The organism is Streptomyces jumonjinensis, assembly GCF_009600885.1.
Taxonomy (GTDB): Bacteria; Actinomycetota; Actinomycetes; order Streptomycetales; family Streptomycetaceae; genus Streptomyces; species Streptomyces jumonjinensis.
Window position 1 is genome coordinate 1 of sequence record NZ_VCLA01000011.1, and the last position, 16,446, is coordinate 16,446.

Below are 16,446 nucleotides of genomic sequence, written 5' to 3' on the forward strand. Positions count from 1 at the left end.
CTCCGCGAGGCCGCGTACGGTCGGCAGCCGGTAGCCCACCGGCAGCGCACCTGAGCGCGCCTCCCCGGAGATCTGCGCTCGGAGCTGTTCGAAGGGGGCGGCGGCCGATGCGGCGTCGATGGCGATCTTCAGAGTCACCCTCCGATTCTCCCCCGGCCGCGGCCCGCCCCGGCGGGAAATGGGGAGGCGACACGGCGGGGTGGGCCGTATCGTCCGGGCCGTGAGGGATTCCATGGAGATACAGCTGGTCAAAGCGGGTGCGACCAAGATCCGCTATCCGGCGTCGCCGCTGGCGGACGACGGCGTCCACATCGTGGTGCGCGCCCCCTGGGCGGGGGCCGGGGTCCGCGACTTCGGCTTCGTACGGTTCGAGCCGGGCGATGTGTTCACCGAGCACTACTGGCGCGACCGGTGGTACGCGGTGAAGGAGGTACGGACCGGGGACGGGACGCTCAAGGGCTGGTACTGCGACATCACCCGCCCGGCCCGGCTGGAGGGGGGCGCGCTGCGCGTCGAGGATCTGGATCTCGATCTCTGGGTGTCGGCGGACGGATCGTCCGTGCTCCGTCTCGACGAGGACGAATTCGCCGCGAGCGGGCTCGCGGAGCGCGATCCCGAGGCGGCGGAGCGGGCCCTGGAGGCGCTGGACGAGCTGGACGCGCTCGCCCGTGCGTCCGGCCTCGGCGGGCTGCTCGCCCACTGACGCCGGCGGGCCCGGGGCCGGTCTTCCCCGTCGGCCCGGGGGGATGAGCACGATGACTCCGCGCACCGGGTCCCCCGTGACGAACACCCTCCCCGCGGCTGCGTCGGCGGGCAGCGCGGGGAGGATGTCATGGATCACGCGGATGCGTTACGGCGGCGCGTGATCAGCTTCTTCAGCAGGGGCCAGGCCAGCAGGATCACGATCACGGTGTACACCGTCACCGAGAACGGGGTGTTGACCAGGCCGCTGACGCTGCCGTCGCTGATCTGGAGCGCGCGGCGCAGCTGCTGTTCGGCGGCCGGGCCGAGGATCACTCCGATGACGGCGGGCAGCACGGGCAGACCGTACCGTCGCATCCCGAATCCGAGCAGGCCGATGATCAGCAGGATGATCAGGTCGAGGGCGTCGCCGCCGACCGCGTAGGCGCCGACCCCGGCGAAGAAGAGGATTCCCGCGTAGAGGTAGGGCCGAGGGATGCGCAGCAGCTTGGCCCAGACCGGGGCGAGCGGCAGATTCAGTACGAGCAGCAGCACCATGCCGACGAAGAGCGAGGCGATCAGGCCCCACACCAGGTCGGGCTCGCGTTCGAAGAGCAGCGGTCCGGGCTGGATTCCGTACTGCTGGAAGGCGGCGAGCATCACGGCCGCGACCGCGGTGGTCGGCAGTCCGAGGGTGAGCATGGAGACCAGGGTGCCCGCGGCGGAGGCGGAGGCCGCCGACTCGGGGCCCGCGACCCCCTCGATCGCGCCCTTGCCGAACTCCTTCTTGTGCTTGGAGAGCCGCTTCTCGGTGACATAGGAGAGGAAGGTCGGTATCTCCGCGCCGCCCGCGGGGATCGCGCCGAACGGGAAGCCGATGAACGGTCCGCGCAGCCAGGGCTTCCAGGTGCGCTTCACATCGGCCTTGTCGAGCCAGGGCCGGCCGACGGGGACCGGCTCCGCGCTGTGGCGGCGGAGATGGGCGGCGACCCAGAGCGCCTCGCCGATGGCGAAGAGTCCGACCGCGACGATGACGACGTCGACGCCGTCGGCGAGCTGGAGCGAGCCGAAGGTGAGCCGCTGCTGTCCGGTCATCTGGTCCAGGCCGATCAGCCCGATGGTGAGGCCGATCAGCAGGGAGGCCAGTCCGCGGATCCGGGAGGAGCCGAGGACGGAGGTGACGGCGATGAAGGCCAGCACCATGATGGCGAAGTAGTCGGGCGCACCGATGTTCACGGCCAGGTCGGCGATGGTCGGGGCGAGCGCGACCAGCAGCATCGTACCGATCAGTCCGCCCGCGAAGTGGCCCACGGCCGCCGCGGCGAGCGCTTGGGCGCCACGGCCGGACTTGGCCATGGGGTTGCCTTCGATGGCGGCGACGACGGCCGCGCTCTCACCTGGGGTGTTCAGCAGGATCGAGGTGGTGGAGCCGCCGAACATCGCGCCGTAGTAGATGCCGGCGAACATGATGAACGCGCCGGTCGGCTCAAGGCCGTAGGTGACCGGCAGCAGCAGGGCGACCGCCATCGCGGGCCCGATGCCGGGCAGCACTCCGATCGCGGTGCCCAGCAGTACGCCGATCACCGCCCAGAGCAGATTGATCGGGGTCAGCGCGGTGCCGAAGCCGTCGATCAGGGAATTGAGAGAGTCCATCTGCTAGAGCACCCCCATCAGCGGGCCACCGGGGAGCGGAACGCCGAGCAGATTGTCGAAGACGTAGTAGGTGATCAGTGAGAGGACCGCGGCGATCAGCGGATCGCGGTGGTAGTGCCTGCTGCCGAGGGCGAACGCGGCTCCCCAGAAGAGCAGCGCTCCGGAGACGGGGAAGCCGAGCGGGCCGATGAGCACGGCGAAGCCGAGGAAGACTCCGGCGAGCAGCAGCACGGTGCGCCAGTCGCTGGGCTCGCTCAGATCGATGTCCTCGCCGCCCTCGGCCTCGCCCCGGCCGCCGCGCAGCACGTCGACGGCGAGGAGCAGGGCGATCAGGAGGAGTCCGACGCCGACCGTGATGGGGACGGTCTTGGGGCCGATGGGGCCGCGCTGGGAGATGTCGACTTCCATGGTGAGCGCGTCGGTGAGGACGAGCACGCCGATGGCGAACAGCAGGACGCTGACGCCGAGTTCGGAGTGCTCGCGCAGCCAGGAGCGGGTTCCGGCGGGCCGGTCCGAGGTCTCCGCCGACTGTGTCGCGGGTGTCTCCTGTGAGTTCACAGCCCCAGCTCCTTCAGCACCGTGTCCACGCGCTTGTCCTGTGCGTCCAGGAAGTCGCCGAATGCGTCGCCGGTGAGGAAGGCGTCGCTCCAGCCGTTGACCTTCATCGACTCCTGCCATTCCTTCGAGGCGTGCAGCTCCTCGAAGAGGGTGATGAGCTTGTCGCGCTCATCGTCCGAGAGTCCGGGCGGGGCGACGATGCCGCGCCAGTTGGTGAACTCGGTGTCGAGTCCCGCCTCACGGAGGGTGGGGGCGTCCAGGCCGGGGACCCTCTTGGGCCCGGTGACGGCGAGCAGCCGCAGTTCGCCCGATTTGATCTGGTCCAGGTATTCGCCGACACCGGAGACCCCGAAGGCGACGTTCTCTCCGAGGATGGAGGCAAGGAGTTCGCCGCCGCCGTCGAAAGGGATGTAGTTGACGGACTTGGGCGCGATCCCGGCGGCCTTGGCCATCAGCATGGGGGCGAGATGGTCGGGGCCGCCCGGGGAGGAGCCGCCGCCGACCGGGAGCTTGCCGGGGTTCTTCTTCCAGGCGGTCAGCAGATCGTCGATGGTCTTGTAGGGGGAGTCCTTGGACACGACCACGATGTCCTGCTCTTCGGTGAGCCGGGCTATCGGGGTGGTGTCGGCGAGAGTCTTGGGCGACTTGTTGGTGTGGACGGCTCCGACGACGCCGAGGCCCATGGACATGGCGAGCTTGCCGTTGCCGTGGTTCTCGACGAGCTGGGTCAGTCCGACGGTGCCGCCGGCTCCGGGAAGGTTGAAGACCTCGGTGTTGGAGGTGAGCTCGGCGTCCTGGGCGTTTCTGGCCGCGGTGCGGGCGGTGATGTCGTAGCCGCCGCCGGGGGTGTTGGGGACCATGATCCGCAAGCCGAGGATCTGCGTGCCGTCGTCGGAGCCCTTGCCTGCGTTGAGCAGTGGCGGCCCCACGAACACCAGCAGCGCCGCCCCGAGCAGGGCGAGGGGAGTGCGCAATCGCACGTGAGCCGCCTTTCGATGGGGTTACTGTGAAGTGGCCCACATGTTGCCTGCGCGTTAAGAAAGTGTCTCTCTTCCGGAATCAACGGACGTTGTGGTCATTGTGGTCACCGCTTAGCGTGTGCCCGTGATGAAAGTGCTGGTGGTGGACGACGACTTCATGGTCGCCAAGCTGCACAGCCGCTATGTGTCCGCGACGGAGGGGTTCCGGGTCGTCGGGGTGGCGCACAGCGGTGCCGAGGCGCTGCGTGCGGCGGAGCGGCTTTGGCCTGATCTGGTCTTGCTGGATATCTATCTTCCCGATATGGACGGGATCGCTGTGTTGCGGGAGCTGCGGGCTGCGGAGGAGCGCGACGAGTCGCGGGCCAGCGTGGACGCGCTCTTCATCACGGCGGCGCGGGACGCCGGTGTGGTGCGCGCGGCGCTGCGGGCGGGGGCGCTGCACTATCTGATCAAGCCGTTCAACCAGGCGTCGCTTCAGGAGCAGTTGAGGCATGTGGCGGCGCTGCGGTCGCGTTTCGAGCGGCTGGGCGAGGCACGGCAGGAGGATGTGGATCAGATCTTCGGCACCCGGCCGCCGGGGTCGCGCGAGCTGCCGAAGGGGCTGGCGGCGCATACCGCGGAGCTGGTGGAGCGGATTCTGCGGGAGCACCGGACGGATCTGTCGGCGACGGAGTGCGCGGAGGCGGGGTCGCTGTCGCGGGTGAGCGCGCGGCGGTATCTGGAGTACTTCGTGGAGACGGGCCGGGTGGAGGTGACCCTGCGGTACGGGGGCACGGGCCGCCCGGAGCGGCGGTACCGCCTGGTGGGCGGGGCATAGCCGGGGGTCACGGTGAGGGCGGCGCGGCCACAGGGGCGTAGCCGGGGGTCATGGTGAGGGGGCGGTACGGCCGGGGGTCGCGGTAGGGGCGATACGGCCCGGGGGCGCGGTAGGGGCGGTACGGCCCGGGGGGCACGGCAGGGAGGCGGCGCGGCCAGCCGGGGCCGACCGGTCCTGCGGGGTGCGTCCGGCGGCGGTATTCGCGATCGCATACGCCTACGGCGGGGCGACGAGCAGGGTCAGATCGGTCCGAGCTCCGCGCTGTTCCAGCGCTGGGGTCGCATATGGATGACGACCTGCTCGCCCAGCTCCTTCTCCGCGAACTCGACGTAGGAGGCGACCTTGCGGGCCGGGAGATAGCGCGCGGTGATCTCCACCAGCTGCTGCCGGGTCGCGGGGGCGGCGCTGACGACGGGCCCTTCGACGGACACGTACCGCACACTGGGCTCCACCCGGTCCACCAGCAGGGAGAAACGGCCCGCGCGGGCGATCAGCCGCTCCTTGCGGGAGCCCAGCCCGGTCATGATCCAGACGTCCCTCCCGGGTGCGTACTGGTACCAGACCGGCACGGCGAGGGGCGCCCGTCCCTCGTCTCCCGTCTCCACCGCCAGGGCCGCGATATGGGGTTCGGCCAGAAATTGCTGGCGCTCTTCACGGGTCAGGGTCACGGATGACTCCTTCGCTCGGTCCGCCGGTTGTGCCGGTCCGCGGCCGGGTCTGATCGTCGGCCGGAAAGTGGTCGGCACGATAGGACAAAGCTACAGGTCCCGGACGGGCGTCGAGTCCTGATTGACCATGCATCAGCCGTTTGGTTGACCGCTGTCATACCGCGTGGAACGAGAGCGTCCACGCGGTGGGCCGATGTCCGGCCGGGGGTGCGGACGGCGTGCGGCGCCGGCGGCGGCCGGGCTCCCGGGGGCCGGGCCGGAGCGTGCGGCCCCTCTCGTGAGGGACGGCCCGGCGCTGACACCCGGCGGGGCCGCCCTCGGCCCCCGCGAGCTCTCCGCTCTCCCGTGCCGGATCGGCCGGCCGTCGGCGTCCGCGCCGGGTTCCCTTACCGGCACCGGGGAGTGACGCCCCGTCAAGAGCCGGGCCGGACGGATTCATCCGCACGGGTGAGGGGCTCCCCTGTCGCCGCTGACGCGGGCGCGACCGTTCCGGAGGGCCTGAAGTACGGGGATCCGGGGAGGAGTCCGGGGATCAGGGGAGGTCCGGGGAGCCGCGCCCGGCGACGCGGTGCGGTGCGGGCGGCTCCGCGAAGTCCCGGACGCTCAGGTCCGCTTCACCCGCGCCGCCCTGCGGCTCGCGGCGATCGGGGCGGGGCGGGGCAGGGCGCACCGCCCCCGGCGGCCCCGGACCGTACCGCCGTACCGCCGAGGCACTGAGGCACTGAGGCACTGAGGCACTGAGGCACCGGACATCGCCTTCGCGAACACTCCGGAACCGGTCGCGAATCCCTCGGTCCGGCCGCCCGCCCCGGTTGCCACGGCCTCCGCCGGCGACGCCCGCGCACCACCCCTTCGGCGCGCGGTCCGGGTCCGTACTCCCGGCAGTGAGGGTCGCTTCGCCCCGGCTTCTCCCGGTGGATCCGCTCTCGTCCTCAGCCGGTTCTTAGCGCCTCCTTAAAGCAAGGATAAGGATCACGATCATCGCCGTCCGGGTGCGGACTTCGGGCTTCCGAGCGGCTAACTTGCTGCTCACCGGGGCCGGTTCGACCACCCACACCATCGGCGGCAGCGAGCCGCAGCCGCCGTTTCGGCCGGCCCCGGATCCCCCACCTGTACGCCGCATTGAGGAGAACTCCGATATGACCGCTCGACGTAAGGTCTCCCTGGTCGCCGCTCTCGGCATCGTGCCGCTCGCACTGACCACGCTGACCGCCGCGCCGGCCGTCGCCCACGGTTCGATGCTGGACCCGGTCAGCCGGATCTCCGCCTGTTTCGCCGAGGGCCCGGAGAGCCCGGACTCCGCCGCGTGCAAGGCGCTGGTCGCCGCGGGCGGCACCCAGCCGCTGTACGACTGGAACGAGGTCAACATCGGCGACGCCGCCGGCCGCCACCAGCAGATCATCCCGGACGGCAAGCTGTGCAGCGTGGGCCGTGAGAAGTACAAGGGTCTCGACGCGCCCCGCGCCGACTGGCCGTCCTCCAAGCTGGCCGCGGGCAACCACACCTTCCGCTGGCGGGCCACCGCCCCCCACCGGGGCACGCTGGAGCTGTACATCACCAAGGACGGCTACGACGCGACCAAGCCGCTGAAGTGGTCGGACCTTGAGGCCCAGCCGTTCGTCAAGGTGACCGACCCCCGGCTGGAGAACGGCTCCTACGTCTTCGACGGCAAGGTGCCGGCCAAGTCCGGCCGCCATCTGGTGTTCTCCATACTCCAGCGCTCGGACTCCCCCGAGGCCTTCTACACCTGCTCCGATGTGGTCTTCGGCGGGGCCGGCGGCGGCACGGGCTCCGCTCCGGTCGCCGAGGCCCCCTCCGATCAGGAGATCAAGCAGGGCGCCGGGAGCTCCACCGTCGACCACGGCGGCCACGGCGGCGACTCGCCCACCGAGCAGAAGGCGAACGCCGAGCACATCGCCCAGCAGACCTCCGCCGACTCGGACGGCGGCAGCGCCCCCGAGGCGCAGAACGCCGCCGCCCCCCAGGAGATCGCGGGCGAGAAGCTCGCCGCGACCGGCGGCGACAGCACCACCTCGTACATCGCGATCGGCGGCGCGGCGGCGCTCGCCCTCGGTGCGGCGGCCATGTTCGGCACCGCCCGCCGCCGGGCGACGGCCGGCGGTCGGAGCGCCCGCTGACGCACGGGCCCCGCTGAGACCCCGCCGCACCGGCCCCGCTGAGCCGATGACCAGACCTGCGCGTCCGTCAGTCGATGACGGACGCGCAGGTCGTCGGCTTCGCGTTCGCCGGGTCGAGGGCGTTCGCCACCTCGTGATAGGCGATCCGGTCGGTCGTGCCGACCGTGACATGCGCGGAGAGATCGAGCGGGCAGAGGTCCTGGACCGTGACGTTCCGTACCCCCGGTCCTGCCAGGAACTGGCTGCGGTACGGGGTGACGACCTGGTCGTAGCGGGTGGCGATCACCGTGTAGCGGACTCCGGGGACCGTGTCCCCGCCCGCGTTCAGCCGGGTCATGAACGGGGATCCGACGACCTGGTCGGTGAGGGCCGGGGTGTGCGAGCTGATCAGATCCTCGGCCCCGGGGAAGTACGGCAGCAGCCCGGTGAAGCCCGACAGCGTGGTGCCGTGATTGCTGGGCGCGATCCCGATCAGGGCGTTCACCTTCCGCGCGCCGCCGAGGAACTTGAGGTAGTGGCGCGGCATCATGCCGCCCTGCGAGTGGCCGACGAGATCCGCCTCGGCCGCGCCGGTCGCGGCGAGCACCTTGTCGACATAGACGTCGAGCTGTTCGGCGGACTTCGCGACGGGGCCGAGCCCGTGGAAGACGGGCACGCCGGGCAGCTGCCCGTAGTCGAGCGAGAAGACGCAGTAGCCGCGCCGGACCAGATAGGGCGCGAGGACGAGCCAGTTGTCGATCGAGTTCCCGAGGGTGCCGTGAACCAGGATCACCGGGCGCGGATGGGCGGCGGAGGGCTTGCAGGAGTAGTCGTTCCAGCCGCTGCCGGCCGCTGCCGCCGGGGCCGCGACGGCGGCGGCCGGGGTGACCGAGAAGGCGATCGCCAGCAGTAGCGCGATCAGCGGCCCGAGCGCTCGCTTCCAGCGCGGCGGCGCACTCTTCCAGGGCGTCATGGAGCGGTCTCCTCGCGGCTCAGGGCGAGAGGTGCTCGCCCGATGTCGAATACTTGTGGTGCTCACGCCAAGTGAGCCATGAGCCGCCACCGGCTGGGAAGTTACGCGTCGGTAAAATAACCGGCTTCCGGGAACGCGGGGCACGGCGCACGCCCCCCGCTCCCGAAGCCCGGCACCCGGGCGCGCACACCCGCCTGCGCCGAGCGCACATCTGTCCACGCCGAGCGCACGTCCGCGTACGCCTGCGCACGCCCGCCGCCTCAGCCATTCGGCCGCGTACCGCCTGCGTGAACACCGTTCGGCACGGAGCGTGGGGCCATGACGCGGACAACGGACGGTTCCCCCGAGGCCCCTCCCCCGGCGGGCGGCGGCGGTCCCCAGGGCTTCGCCGCCGAGGTGCGGGACGCGGTGAGTCTGCGGGCCGCGCTGCTGCTCTTCGGGGTGCTGGCGCTTCAGATCGCCTTCATCACCTCGTACATCGGGGCCTTCCACAAGCCCGAGCCGCATGAGATCCCACTGGCCGTCGTCACCCCGTCGGCCCCGCTCACCGAGGAGACGGTGACCCGGCTCGCCGCGCTGCCGGGCGATCCGCTCGACCCGCGCGCCACGGCTGACGAGGCCGTCGCCCGCGAGCGGATCGAGAACCGGGAGATCGACGGCGCGCTGGTGGTCGCTCCCCGGGGGACGACGGACCGGCTGCTGGTCGCCAGCGCGTCCGGCGCCTCGCTCTCCCAGGCGCTCACCGAGGTCGTCGCGGCGGCGGAGCGGGCCCAGGGGCGCTCCCTGGACGTGGTGGACGTGGTCCCCGGCTCACCCGGCGACGCGCGCGGGCTCTCCTCCTTCTATCTGGTGGTGGGCTGGTGCGTGGGCGGCTATCTCTGTGCGGCGATCCTCGCGATCAGCGCCGGAGCGCGGCCCGCCAACGGCCATCGGGCCCTGATCCGGCTGGGTGCGCTGCTGCTGTACTCCATCGCCGCCGGGCTGCTCGGCGCGGTGATCGCGGGCCCGGTGCTGGACGCGCTGCCCGGCGGCGTGCCCGCGCTCTGGGGGCTGGGGGCGCTGGTGGTCTTCACGGTCGGCGCGCTCACCCTCGCCTGCCAGGGCCTGGCGGGGATCGTCGGCATCGGTCTCGCGATCCTGCTGGTGGTGGTCCTCGGCAATCCGAGCGCGGGCGGGGCGTATCCGTATCCGCTGCTGCCCCCGTTCTGGCGGGCGATCGGACCCGCGCTGCCGCCGGGGGCGGGCACCTTCGCGGCCCGTTCGATCTCGTACTTCCGGGGCAATGGCGCGGGCGGTCCGATGCTGGTCCTGGCGGCGTGGGCGGCGGCGGGCTCGCTGATCACCGTGGTCTGCGCGCTGCGGCGCACCACCGGGACCACCGGGACCGCCGGGCGCTGACACGGGCCCTTGACCCTTGACCCTTGAACCGCAGCCCGCCGGCCCCGGTCCCAGCGGTCCGCAGCGGCGCAGAGGGCCGGTTCCGGACCGGGCGTCCGGCATTCGGCGGCCGTTCACGGCTCGTTCACCGCATATGTACGCCGGTTCGGCGGTAATCCACCGATGACGGCAAACGCAGGCCCGTTCGGAGCCGCCGATGGGTAGACCTCATGGGGGTGGGGAATGCCTCAGGCTCATGGGATCCCATCGATCTCATGGAAGCTTCCACGGGGCGCATACGGCGAAGGGGGCGGGTGTGCGACGTCGGGTGCACGCGGCGGACGGGCGGCATCTGATGGTGGAGCGGCTGGGGGACCCCCGGGGCAGACCGGTCTTTCTGCTGCACGGCACCCCCGGCAGCAGACTGGGCCCGGCTCCGCGCGGCATGGTGCTCTACCAGCGGCACACCCAGCTGATCGCGTACGACCGCCCCGGCTACGGCGGCTCGGACCGGCTGGCCGGGCGGACCGTCGCCGATGTGGCGCAGGATGTCCGGGCGATCGCGGATGAGCTGGAGCTCGAACGATTCGCGGTGGTGGGCCGCTCGGGCGGCGCACCGCACGCGCTGGCCTGCGCGGCGCTGATGCCGGAGCGGGTCACCCGCACCGCCGCGCTGGTCACGCTCGCGCCGAGGGACGCGGACGGTCTCGACTGGTTCGAGGGCATGGCGGCCTCCAATGTCATGGAGTTCACCTTCGCCTCGGACAATCCGGCCGTGCTCACCGAGCGGTTCATTCTGCGGTCGGCCGAGATCCGGAAGGATCCGATCAAGCTCCTTAACGATCTGCGCAGAGAGCTAACCGACTCCGATCTGATGGTGGTGCAGGACGCAGGCGTGCGCTTGATGCTGCTGCGTAATTATCAGGAGGCGCTGCGGACATCGGCGTACGGCTGGATCGACGACGCGCTCGCCTTCTGCAGCCCCTGGGGGTTCGACCCCGCGGACATCAAGGGGCCGGTGATGCTCTGGCACGGCGAGAAGGACGTCTTCTCACCGGTGGGGCACTCGCGGTGGCTCGCGCAGCGGATCCCCGGCGCGACGGCGGTCCTGGAGCCGACGGCGGCCCATTTCGACGCGCTGCACGCGCTGCCGCGCATTCTGACCTGGCTCCTGGACGAATAGCGACGAACAGGGACGAACAGCCCGGTGTCCGCGTCCCGGGACCTCCTGAGGTCCCGGGACGCGGACCTCAGGACGCCCCGGGACGCCCCGCCGTCAGACCGCGAGCGGCTCCAGATCCCGGTGCACCCGGCGCTCGTCCCGGGAGATCCTCGTCAGCGCGTGATCGTCGCCGAGCTGCCTGCCCAGCTCGTCCACCGTCTCCGTACGGAGCTGCGCCGCCTCGTTCTTGCGCCCCAGCATCCCGAGCGTCACCGACAGATTGGACGCGACGCCCAGCACCTCGGGGTGGTGCGCCCCCAGCACCTCGCGCAGCCGGGCCACCGCGCGCTCCTCGATCTCCAGGGCCTCCTCCAGACCGCCCAGGTCCGCCGTCGCGTTGGCGAGGTTGATGGTGCTGTAGAGGTAGTGCGGATGGCTGTCCCCGAGGACGTCGCGCATCCTGGAGCTCACCTTCAGCAGCAGTTGCTCGGCCGACTCCGGGTCACCGCACGCCCACTGGAAGATGCCCAGATTGTTGATCGCGGCGAGCGTGTAGGGATGCCGCTCCCCCGGCACCAGCATGTACTGGTCGACGACCTCCTGTGCCAGATCGCGCGCCGCGACCGGCTCCCCGGACGCGAACAGGTCCGCCGCCAGATTGAGATCGCAGGCGAGCGAGTCCGGGTTGGCCGAGTTGTAGCGGGCCCGGTAGCGGTTGCGGGTGGCCGTGGTCAGCCGCCGCGCCTCCTCCAGCCGACCCGCCCTGCGCAGCGAGACCGCCAGGCTCTTGCCCGCGGCCAGGGTGCCCGGGAAGGTCCGCCCCAGCCGCTCCTTGTAGAGCTCGTACGTCCGGCTGAGCAGGGTCACCGAATCCTCGTACCGCCCCACTTCGCGCAGATCGCGGGCGAGCGACGCGGCGGAGGAGAGGGTGTACGGATGGTCCGGGCCGTGCACCTCGGTACGCCGGTCGAAGACGTCCTGGTCGATCTCGCGGGCCCGGGAGTACTGGCCGACCATCCGCAGATTGAGCGCCAGGTTGTTGGCGGCGGCCAGCGTGCGCGGATGCGACTCGTGGAAGATCTGGCTGAATCCCTCGTGCGCCTCCCGCGCCAGCTCCATCGCCCTGCCGTACTGGCCGAGGGTGCCCAGGTCCATGGCGAGACCGCTGGTGGTCATATACGTATGCGGATGGGTGGCGCCGAGCACCAGCCGCTGGCGCTCCAGGGTCTCCTCGTCCAGCGTCTTGGCCTCTTGGTAACGGCCCTGGGAGCGGTAGAGGTTGGAGATGTGGAAGCAGAGGTAGAGGTACTGGAGGTCATCGGTGCCCAGCATGGTGCGCCAGGTCTCGCGCACCTCGTCGGCGAGGGTCCGCGCGGTGACCCAGTCGCCGCGCTTCCAGAGATAGCGCACCCGGTCGATGAGGAGCCTGCGGGTCTCCGGCTCCTTGCAGCGACGCGCCTCCGATGTGGCCAGATGCGGCCAGATGGTGGAGAACTGCGCCCAGGTGGCGGGGTTGTCGATCGGCTCGTCGTCATCGGGCCGGGCGCCCGCGAGAACCCGGTGCACGGCGTGCCGGGCATCGCGCTGCTCCTGCTCGCTGAGCTGGGCCCGGATGACGGCCTGCACCAGCCGGTGCACCTGGATGCTGTTGTTGACCTGGTCGACCTTGGCCAGCGCGAACCGGCCGATCTCCCGGATGACCCGGCCGAGCACCAGCTTCTCCTGGAGCGAGGCGTCGTACGGCTTGAGCGCGTCGATCATCTCCTTGCTGTAGAGGAGGTTCGCCGAGATCGGCTCGGGCGCGAAGAAGGCGCAGAGCTGGAGGAGGCGCACCGCGGCGGGCGAGCGCTCCTTGAGCTTCTCGATGGAGACGTTCCAGGTCGCGGCGACCGGCTCGGGGTAGCCCGCGGGCTGGTTGAGCGCGAGGACGCTGGTGGCCTGTTCCCTGAGCCGTTCCAGATAGTCCGCGACCGGGGTCGCGGTCTCGGCGATCCAGGCGGCGGCCTGCTCGACGGCGAGGGGGAGATCGCCGACCGCGGTGGCGACCTGGTCGGCGTCGGTGACGGTCAGTCCGCGGGCGCGGCGCTGGAGGTGCTCGATGGACTCCTCGCGGGTGAACACGTCGATGGCCAGCGCGTCCCCGTACTGGGACCAGGTCTGGTTCCTGGAGGTCACCAGGATGTGCCCGGGGCCCTGGGGCGGGAAGAACCGCTTGAGCTGCTCGGGGTCGTCGGCGTTGTCGAAGACCAGCAGCCAGCGGGAGTGGGGGATGCCGCGCCGCAGCAGATCGATGGCCTCCTTGGAGGCGGCGCCCATGTCCTCGCCGCCCTGGGCCCCGAGCCGGGCGGCCAGTTCGGCGAGGCCCGCGATGACGTCGTCGGGCTGTTCCGCCGAGATCCACCAGACCAGGTCGTAGTCGGCCATGAAGCGGTGTACGTACTCGATGGCGACCTGGGTCTTGCCGACGCCGCCGAGTCCGTACAGGGTCTGCGGCTGTGGCAGCACGGCGGCCACCGACATGCCGCCGCCGAGCCGGTCGCGCATCTGCTCCAGGGCGATGGAGCGGCCGGTGAAGCCGGGGTTGCGGGGCGGCGCGTTCCAGATCTTGGGGACGGTGCCGGGGAAGCGGGGCCCCGGGGACTGTCCGTCCGGCGGCTGTACGGGGCGTTCCAGCGCGCGCAGCAGGGCGCTGGTGGCCTGGACCTCGTCCAGGCGGAAGAGATCGACCGGGTTGCGGTCGATATAGGGGGTGGTGAGCCGGACGTCGCCGACCCGGATCGGCAGCAGATGGTTCCGGGCCCCCTGGGCGTCCTCGGCCGAGGCCCGCTGCCACAGGCTCACCGCCCGGGGCGATTTGAGATACGCGCTGGAGAGCAGCACCACGGTGCGTGCGGCGTGGCCGGTGGCGAGGTCGTCGTCGCCGGGTTCGCGCTCCATGGAGGCGTCGCGCGGGACGACCCGGAAGCCGGCCTGGGTGAGGAGGGATTCGATCCAGTCGGCCCACATCCGGTTCTCGGCGACATAGCTGAGGAAGAGGTCGGCGGGGAGGGAGGGCCGGCGCCGGGTGAAGGCGTCCTTGATCCGGAGGCGGGTCTCGTCGGCCACCGCGGGCATGGCGGTGATCTGCTGCTCGGTGATGACGGATGTGAGCCGTTCGAAGGCGGAGAGCAGCGAGTTGGTCAGCCCGGTCTCGTCGCCGAAGGTGGCGAGGGTCTCCTCGTAGGCGTAGTAGGGCCGGTAGGGGATCTCGACCGCGCCCCAGTAGGCGGTCAGCTCCTCGCCGGTGAGCCCGGTGGGGAAGCGGTCGAACTTCACCCGGGCCAGCGCCCGTCCGGCGTCGGCCTTCTCCTTCTCCCCCTCGTCGATCCGCATGGGCACCGGGTAGATCCTGATGCCCCGCCCGCCGTAGCGCTCGTCGATCTGCCGGGCGACGGAGGCCGCGCCGTCGATGGACTGGTCGCTGAGGGTGAAGCAGTCCACCAGGACGTCGGGCAGATGGACGGTGCAGATGTCGGCGATGTCGCTCAGTCCGGTGCGGCTGTCGATGAGGACGTAGTCGTAGTTGGCCTTCATGTCGTCGCGGAGCGCGTCGAAGAAGAGGCCGCCGCCGAGGCGGTCGTAGAAGTTGTCCCAGTCGAAGGTGGAGACGGTCGCGGAGTACTCGCGGTTCTGCCGTCCGGCGGAGACGAAGTCGAGGGTGCCGCCGCCGGGGAACTCCCAGCCGAGGCTCTCCGGGGAGAGGGAGACGGCGTGCGGCTGGATACGGGCGTAGTCGAGATGCCAGTCGTCGCGGCGGGCGGTGTCGGGGGTGATGGCGGCCCAGGCGTACTCGGTGATCAGATCGATGACCCCGGTGGTGGCTCCGAGCGTGGAGGGATCGAGGAAGGGGTGGAAGAAGCGGTGCAGTCCGGGGGCCTCCAGGTCCCAGTCGACCGCGAGCACCTGCTTTCCGTTGGCGGCGAGAATCCAGGCCGTGTTGGCCAGGGCCATGGTGCGGCCGGTGCCGCCCTTGTACGAGTAGAAGGTGACGATGCGTCCGTCACGACTGGCCGTCATCCGTGTCCTCCGCATCGGGTTCCGTATGGCTCGGGTTCGGGGCAGGGCGGGGGGTTCCGCCGCCGGCCATGGGGCCGGTGAGCCGGAACCGGGTGGGGCGGGACGCCCCGGAGGGCGGTGCGGGCGGGAAGACCGCGGCGTTCTTCAGATACTCCTGGGCCGCCGATTCGACGACCTCCGGGAGGATCTGTCCGAAGGACTCCATGGTGAACACGCCCCGGGCCGCGATCCGGCAGGCGGGGCGGCCCTGGCGCATCTGGTGCGGCATGGTCCGTTCGAGCCGCTCGATCAGCTGGGCCTCGGACATCCGGCTCTGGGGGTCCTCTCGGTTCCAGGCGACGACGAGACCGACCCAGGGGCGCGCTTCGGCGTCGAAGGCGGCGAGGCGGGCGCAGCGCTCGTCGTCCGCGAGGGCCCAGCGGTCCACCAGGAGTATCTCGGGCCGGGCGGGCGGCGCTCCCGGGTCGGGGGGCGCCTCGTGGTCGAAGGAGGAGATGGTGGCCTGGTAGTCGAGCGAGCGGACCAGGTCCTGGGCGGTATAGGCCAGGGGTCTGGCCGAGTCGGGGTAGTAGGGGTTCCAGTCCTGGGACTGTTTGCCGTAGTAGTCGGGCGCCCGGCCCTCGGGGAGGTCGTGGCGGGTGGGGGCGGCGATGGTGAGATGCATGGGGCGGGGGCCGCCGGGCCGGCCGAAGGCGCTGGGGGCGTGCCGGTAGTCGACCGGGCTGCCGGAGGCGATGCGGGTGCTGTCGGCGACGCTGACGATGCGTTTGGCCAGTTCGTAGACGGCCGTCTCGTACTCCTCGCCGAAGATCCGGAGTTTGATCAGACCGTAGAGCCCGTCCGTGACATAACGGTCGCCGAAGGCCTGGTGGTTGAATTGGAGCCGCTCGGCGGGGCCCGGCAGCTGTTCGAGCGGCACCGGGAACCAGAGCGCGGGCACGATCGCCTCCGCGAGCCGGTTGCTCTTCGCCTGGTGGTAGATCGCGCGCTGGGCGAAGGCGTACCACTCCTTGCCGCACATCTCACTGGCGAAGTAGCGCGGCGAGAAGAGCGGCACGAAGACACGGCAGTTGGCCAGCGCGTCGCCGAGCCGCTCCGACCAGCCCTCTCCCGAATGGATCTCCCGGTCCATGAATCCCGCCGGGGCGCCGGCCGGCAGATCCGTCATGGCCATCACATGGTCGCAGAGATCCCGGAACAGCTTCTCCACCCACATATCCGGGTCCGGGCCCCCCGCCCCGTACCTCGGTGTGTGCGCGTAACTCAGAAAGAAGTACGGCCGATGGTCCGCCGTACGTTGCGCTGAATCCGACACACGACCCCCGTCCTGTGTGAACACCCGCCTGCGCACCTGGCATCGATCAGAGATGCGAGTAAATCACTCTGGAGCCCGACATGCTCCAT

At 70.9% G+C, this 16,446-nt stretch carries 12 protein-coding genes and 1 pseudogene; 5 read left to right on the top strand and 8 right to left on the bottom strand.

Going from position 1 to position 16,446, the window contains the following annotated elements; genetic code table 11:
- Nucleotides 1–138, bottom strand: a pseudogene (locus FF041_RS01655) (GntR family transcriptional regulator); the annotation flags it as partial.
- A gap of 94 nt (nt 139–232) precedes the next feature.
- Here FF041_RS01655 and FF041_RS01660 point away from each other — a divergent pair.
- Nucleotides 233–703 carry a DUF402 domain-containing protein gene (locus FF041_RS01660; protein WP_407698093.1) on the top strand — a complete coding sequence of 157 codons (471 nt, stop codon included), beginning with the start codon at nt 233–235 and terminating at the stop codon, nt 701–703.
- Between the two features lie 134 nt (nt 704–837).
- Here FF041_RS01660 and FF041_RS01665 read toward each other — a convergent pair whose 3' ends face one another.
- From FF041_RS01665 to FF041_RS01675, 3 genes are read right to left on the bottom strand one after another with little or no spacing between them, the layout of a single operon-like run.
- On the bottom strand, nt 838–2,334 hold the full coding sequence (locus tag FF041_RS01665) for a tripartite tricarboxylate transporter permease (protein ID WP_153481314.1): 1,497 nt from the start codon (nt 2,332–2,334) through the stop codon (nt 838–840).
- Nucleotides 2,335–2,337: 3 nt separating this feature from the next.
- Entirely contained in the window at nt 2,338–2,892 is a 555-nt protein-coding gene (locus FF041_RS01670) for a tripartite tricarboxylate transporter TctB family protein (protein ID WP_323371167.1), read from the bottom strand.
- Entirely contained in the window at nt 2,889–3,872 is a 984-nt protein-coding gene (locus tag FF041_RS01675) for a Bug family tripartite tricarboxylate transporter substrate binding protein (protein ID WP_153481317.1), read from the bottom strand. Before FF041_RS01675 ends, FF041_RS01670 begins: the two co-directional genes overlap by 4 nt.
- Before the next feature lie 127 nt (nt 3,873–3,999).
- Here FF041_RS01675 and FF041_RS01680 point away from each other — a divergent pair, with 127 nt between their 5' ends.
- Nucleotides 4,000–4,689 carry a response regulator gene (locus FF041_RS01680; RefSeq protein ID WP_153481320.1) on the top strand — a complete coding sequence of 230 codons (690 nt, stop codon included), beginning with the start codon at nt 4,000–4,002 and terminating at the stop codon, nt 4,687–4,689.
- A gap of 239 nt (nt 4,690–4,928) precedes the next feature.
- Here FF041_RS01680 and FF041_RS01685 read toward each other — a convergent pair whose 3' ends face one another.
- The gene (locus tag FF041_RS01685; RefSeq protein ID WP_323390950.1) at nt 4,929–5,357 is read right to left on the bottom strand and encodes a pyridoxamine 5'-phosphate oxidase family protein; all 429 of its coding nucleotides are present in this window, start codon (nt 5,355–5,357) and stop codon (nt 4,929–4,931) included.
- Between the two features lie 1,139 nt (nt 5,358–6,496).
- On the opposite strand from FF041_RS01685, the gene FF041_RS01690 reads away from it, so the two are divergent.
- Entirely contained in the window at nt 6,497–7,495 is a 999-nt protein-coding gene (locus tag FF041_RS01690; protein ID WP_153520693.1) for a lytic polysaccharide monooxygenase auxiliary activity family 9 protein, read from the top strand.
- A gap of 67 nt (nt 7,496–7,562) precedes the next feature.
- Here FF041_RS01690 and FF041_RS01695 read toward each other — a convergent pair whose 3' ends face one another.
- Entirely contained in the window at nt 7,563–8,447 is an 885-nt protein-coding gene (locus tag FF041_RS01695; protein WP_153520694.1) for an esterase/lipase family protein, read from the bottom strand.
- 318 nt (nt 8,448–8,765) lie between these two features.
- On the opposite strand from FF041_RS01695, the gene FF041_RS01700 reads away from it, so the two are divergent.
- Entirely contained in the window at nt 8,766–9,845 is a 1,080-nt protein-coding gene (locus FF041_RS01700; protein WP_153520695.1) for an ABC transporter permease, read from the top strand.
- Nucleotides 9,846–10,140: 295 nt separating this feature from the next.
- Nucleotides 10,141–11,007: an alpha/beta fold hydrolase gene (locus tag FF041_RS01705; protein WP_323371119.1), complete on the top strand. Its 867-nt coding sequence runs from the start codon at nt 10,141–10,143 to the stop codon at nt 11,005–11,007.
- Between the two features lie 93 nt (nt 11,008–11,100).
- On the opposite strand, the gene fxsT is transcribed toward FF041_RS01705, so the two are convergent.
- A complete protein-coding gene (fxsT, locus tag FF041_RS01710) occupies nt 11,101–15,042 on the bottom strand; it encodes an FxSxx-COOH system tetratricopeptide repeat protein (RefSeq protein WP_153520696.1) in 3,942 nt (1,313 codons plus the stop codon).
- Nucleotides 15,026–16,381, bottom strand: coding sequence for a TIR-like protein FxsC (locus FF041_RS01715; protein ID WP_323390951.1), 1,356 nt, complete (start codon nt 16,379–16,381; stop codon nt 15,026–15,028). The genes fxsT and FF041_RS01715 overlap by 17 nt, the downstream gene beginning before the upstream one ends.
- Between the last annotated feature and the right edge of the window lie 65 nt (nt 16,382–16,446).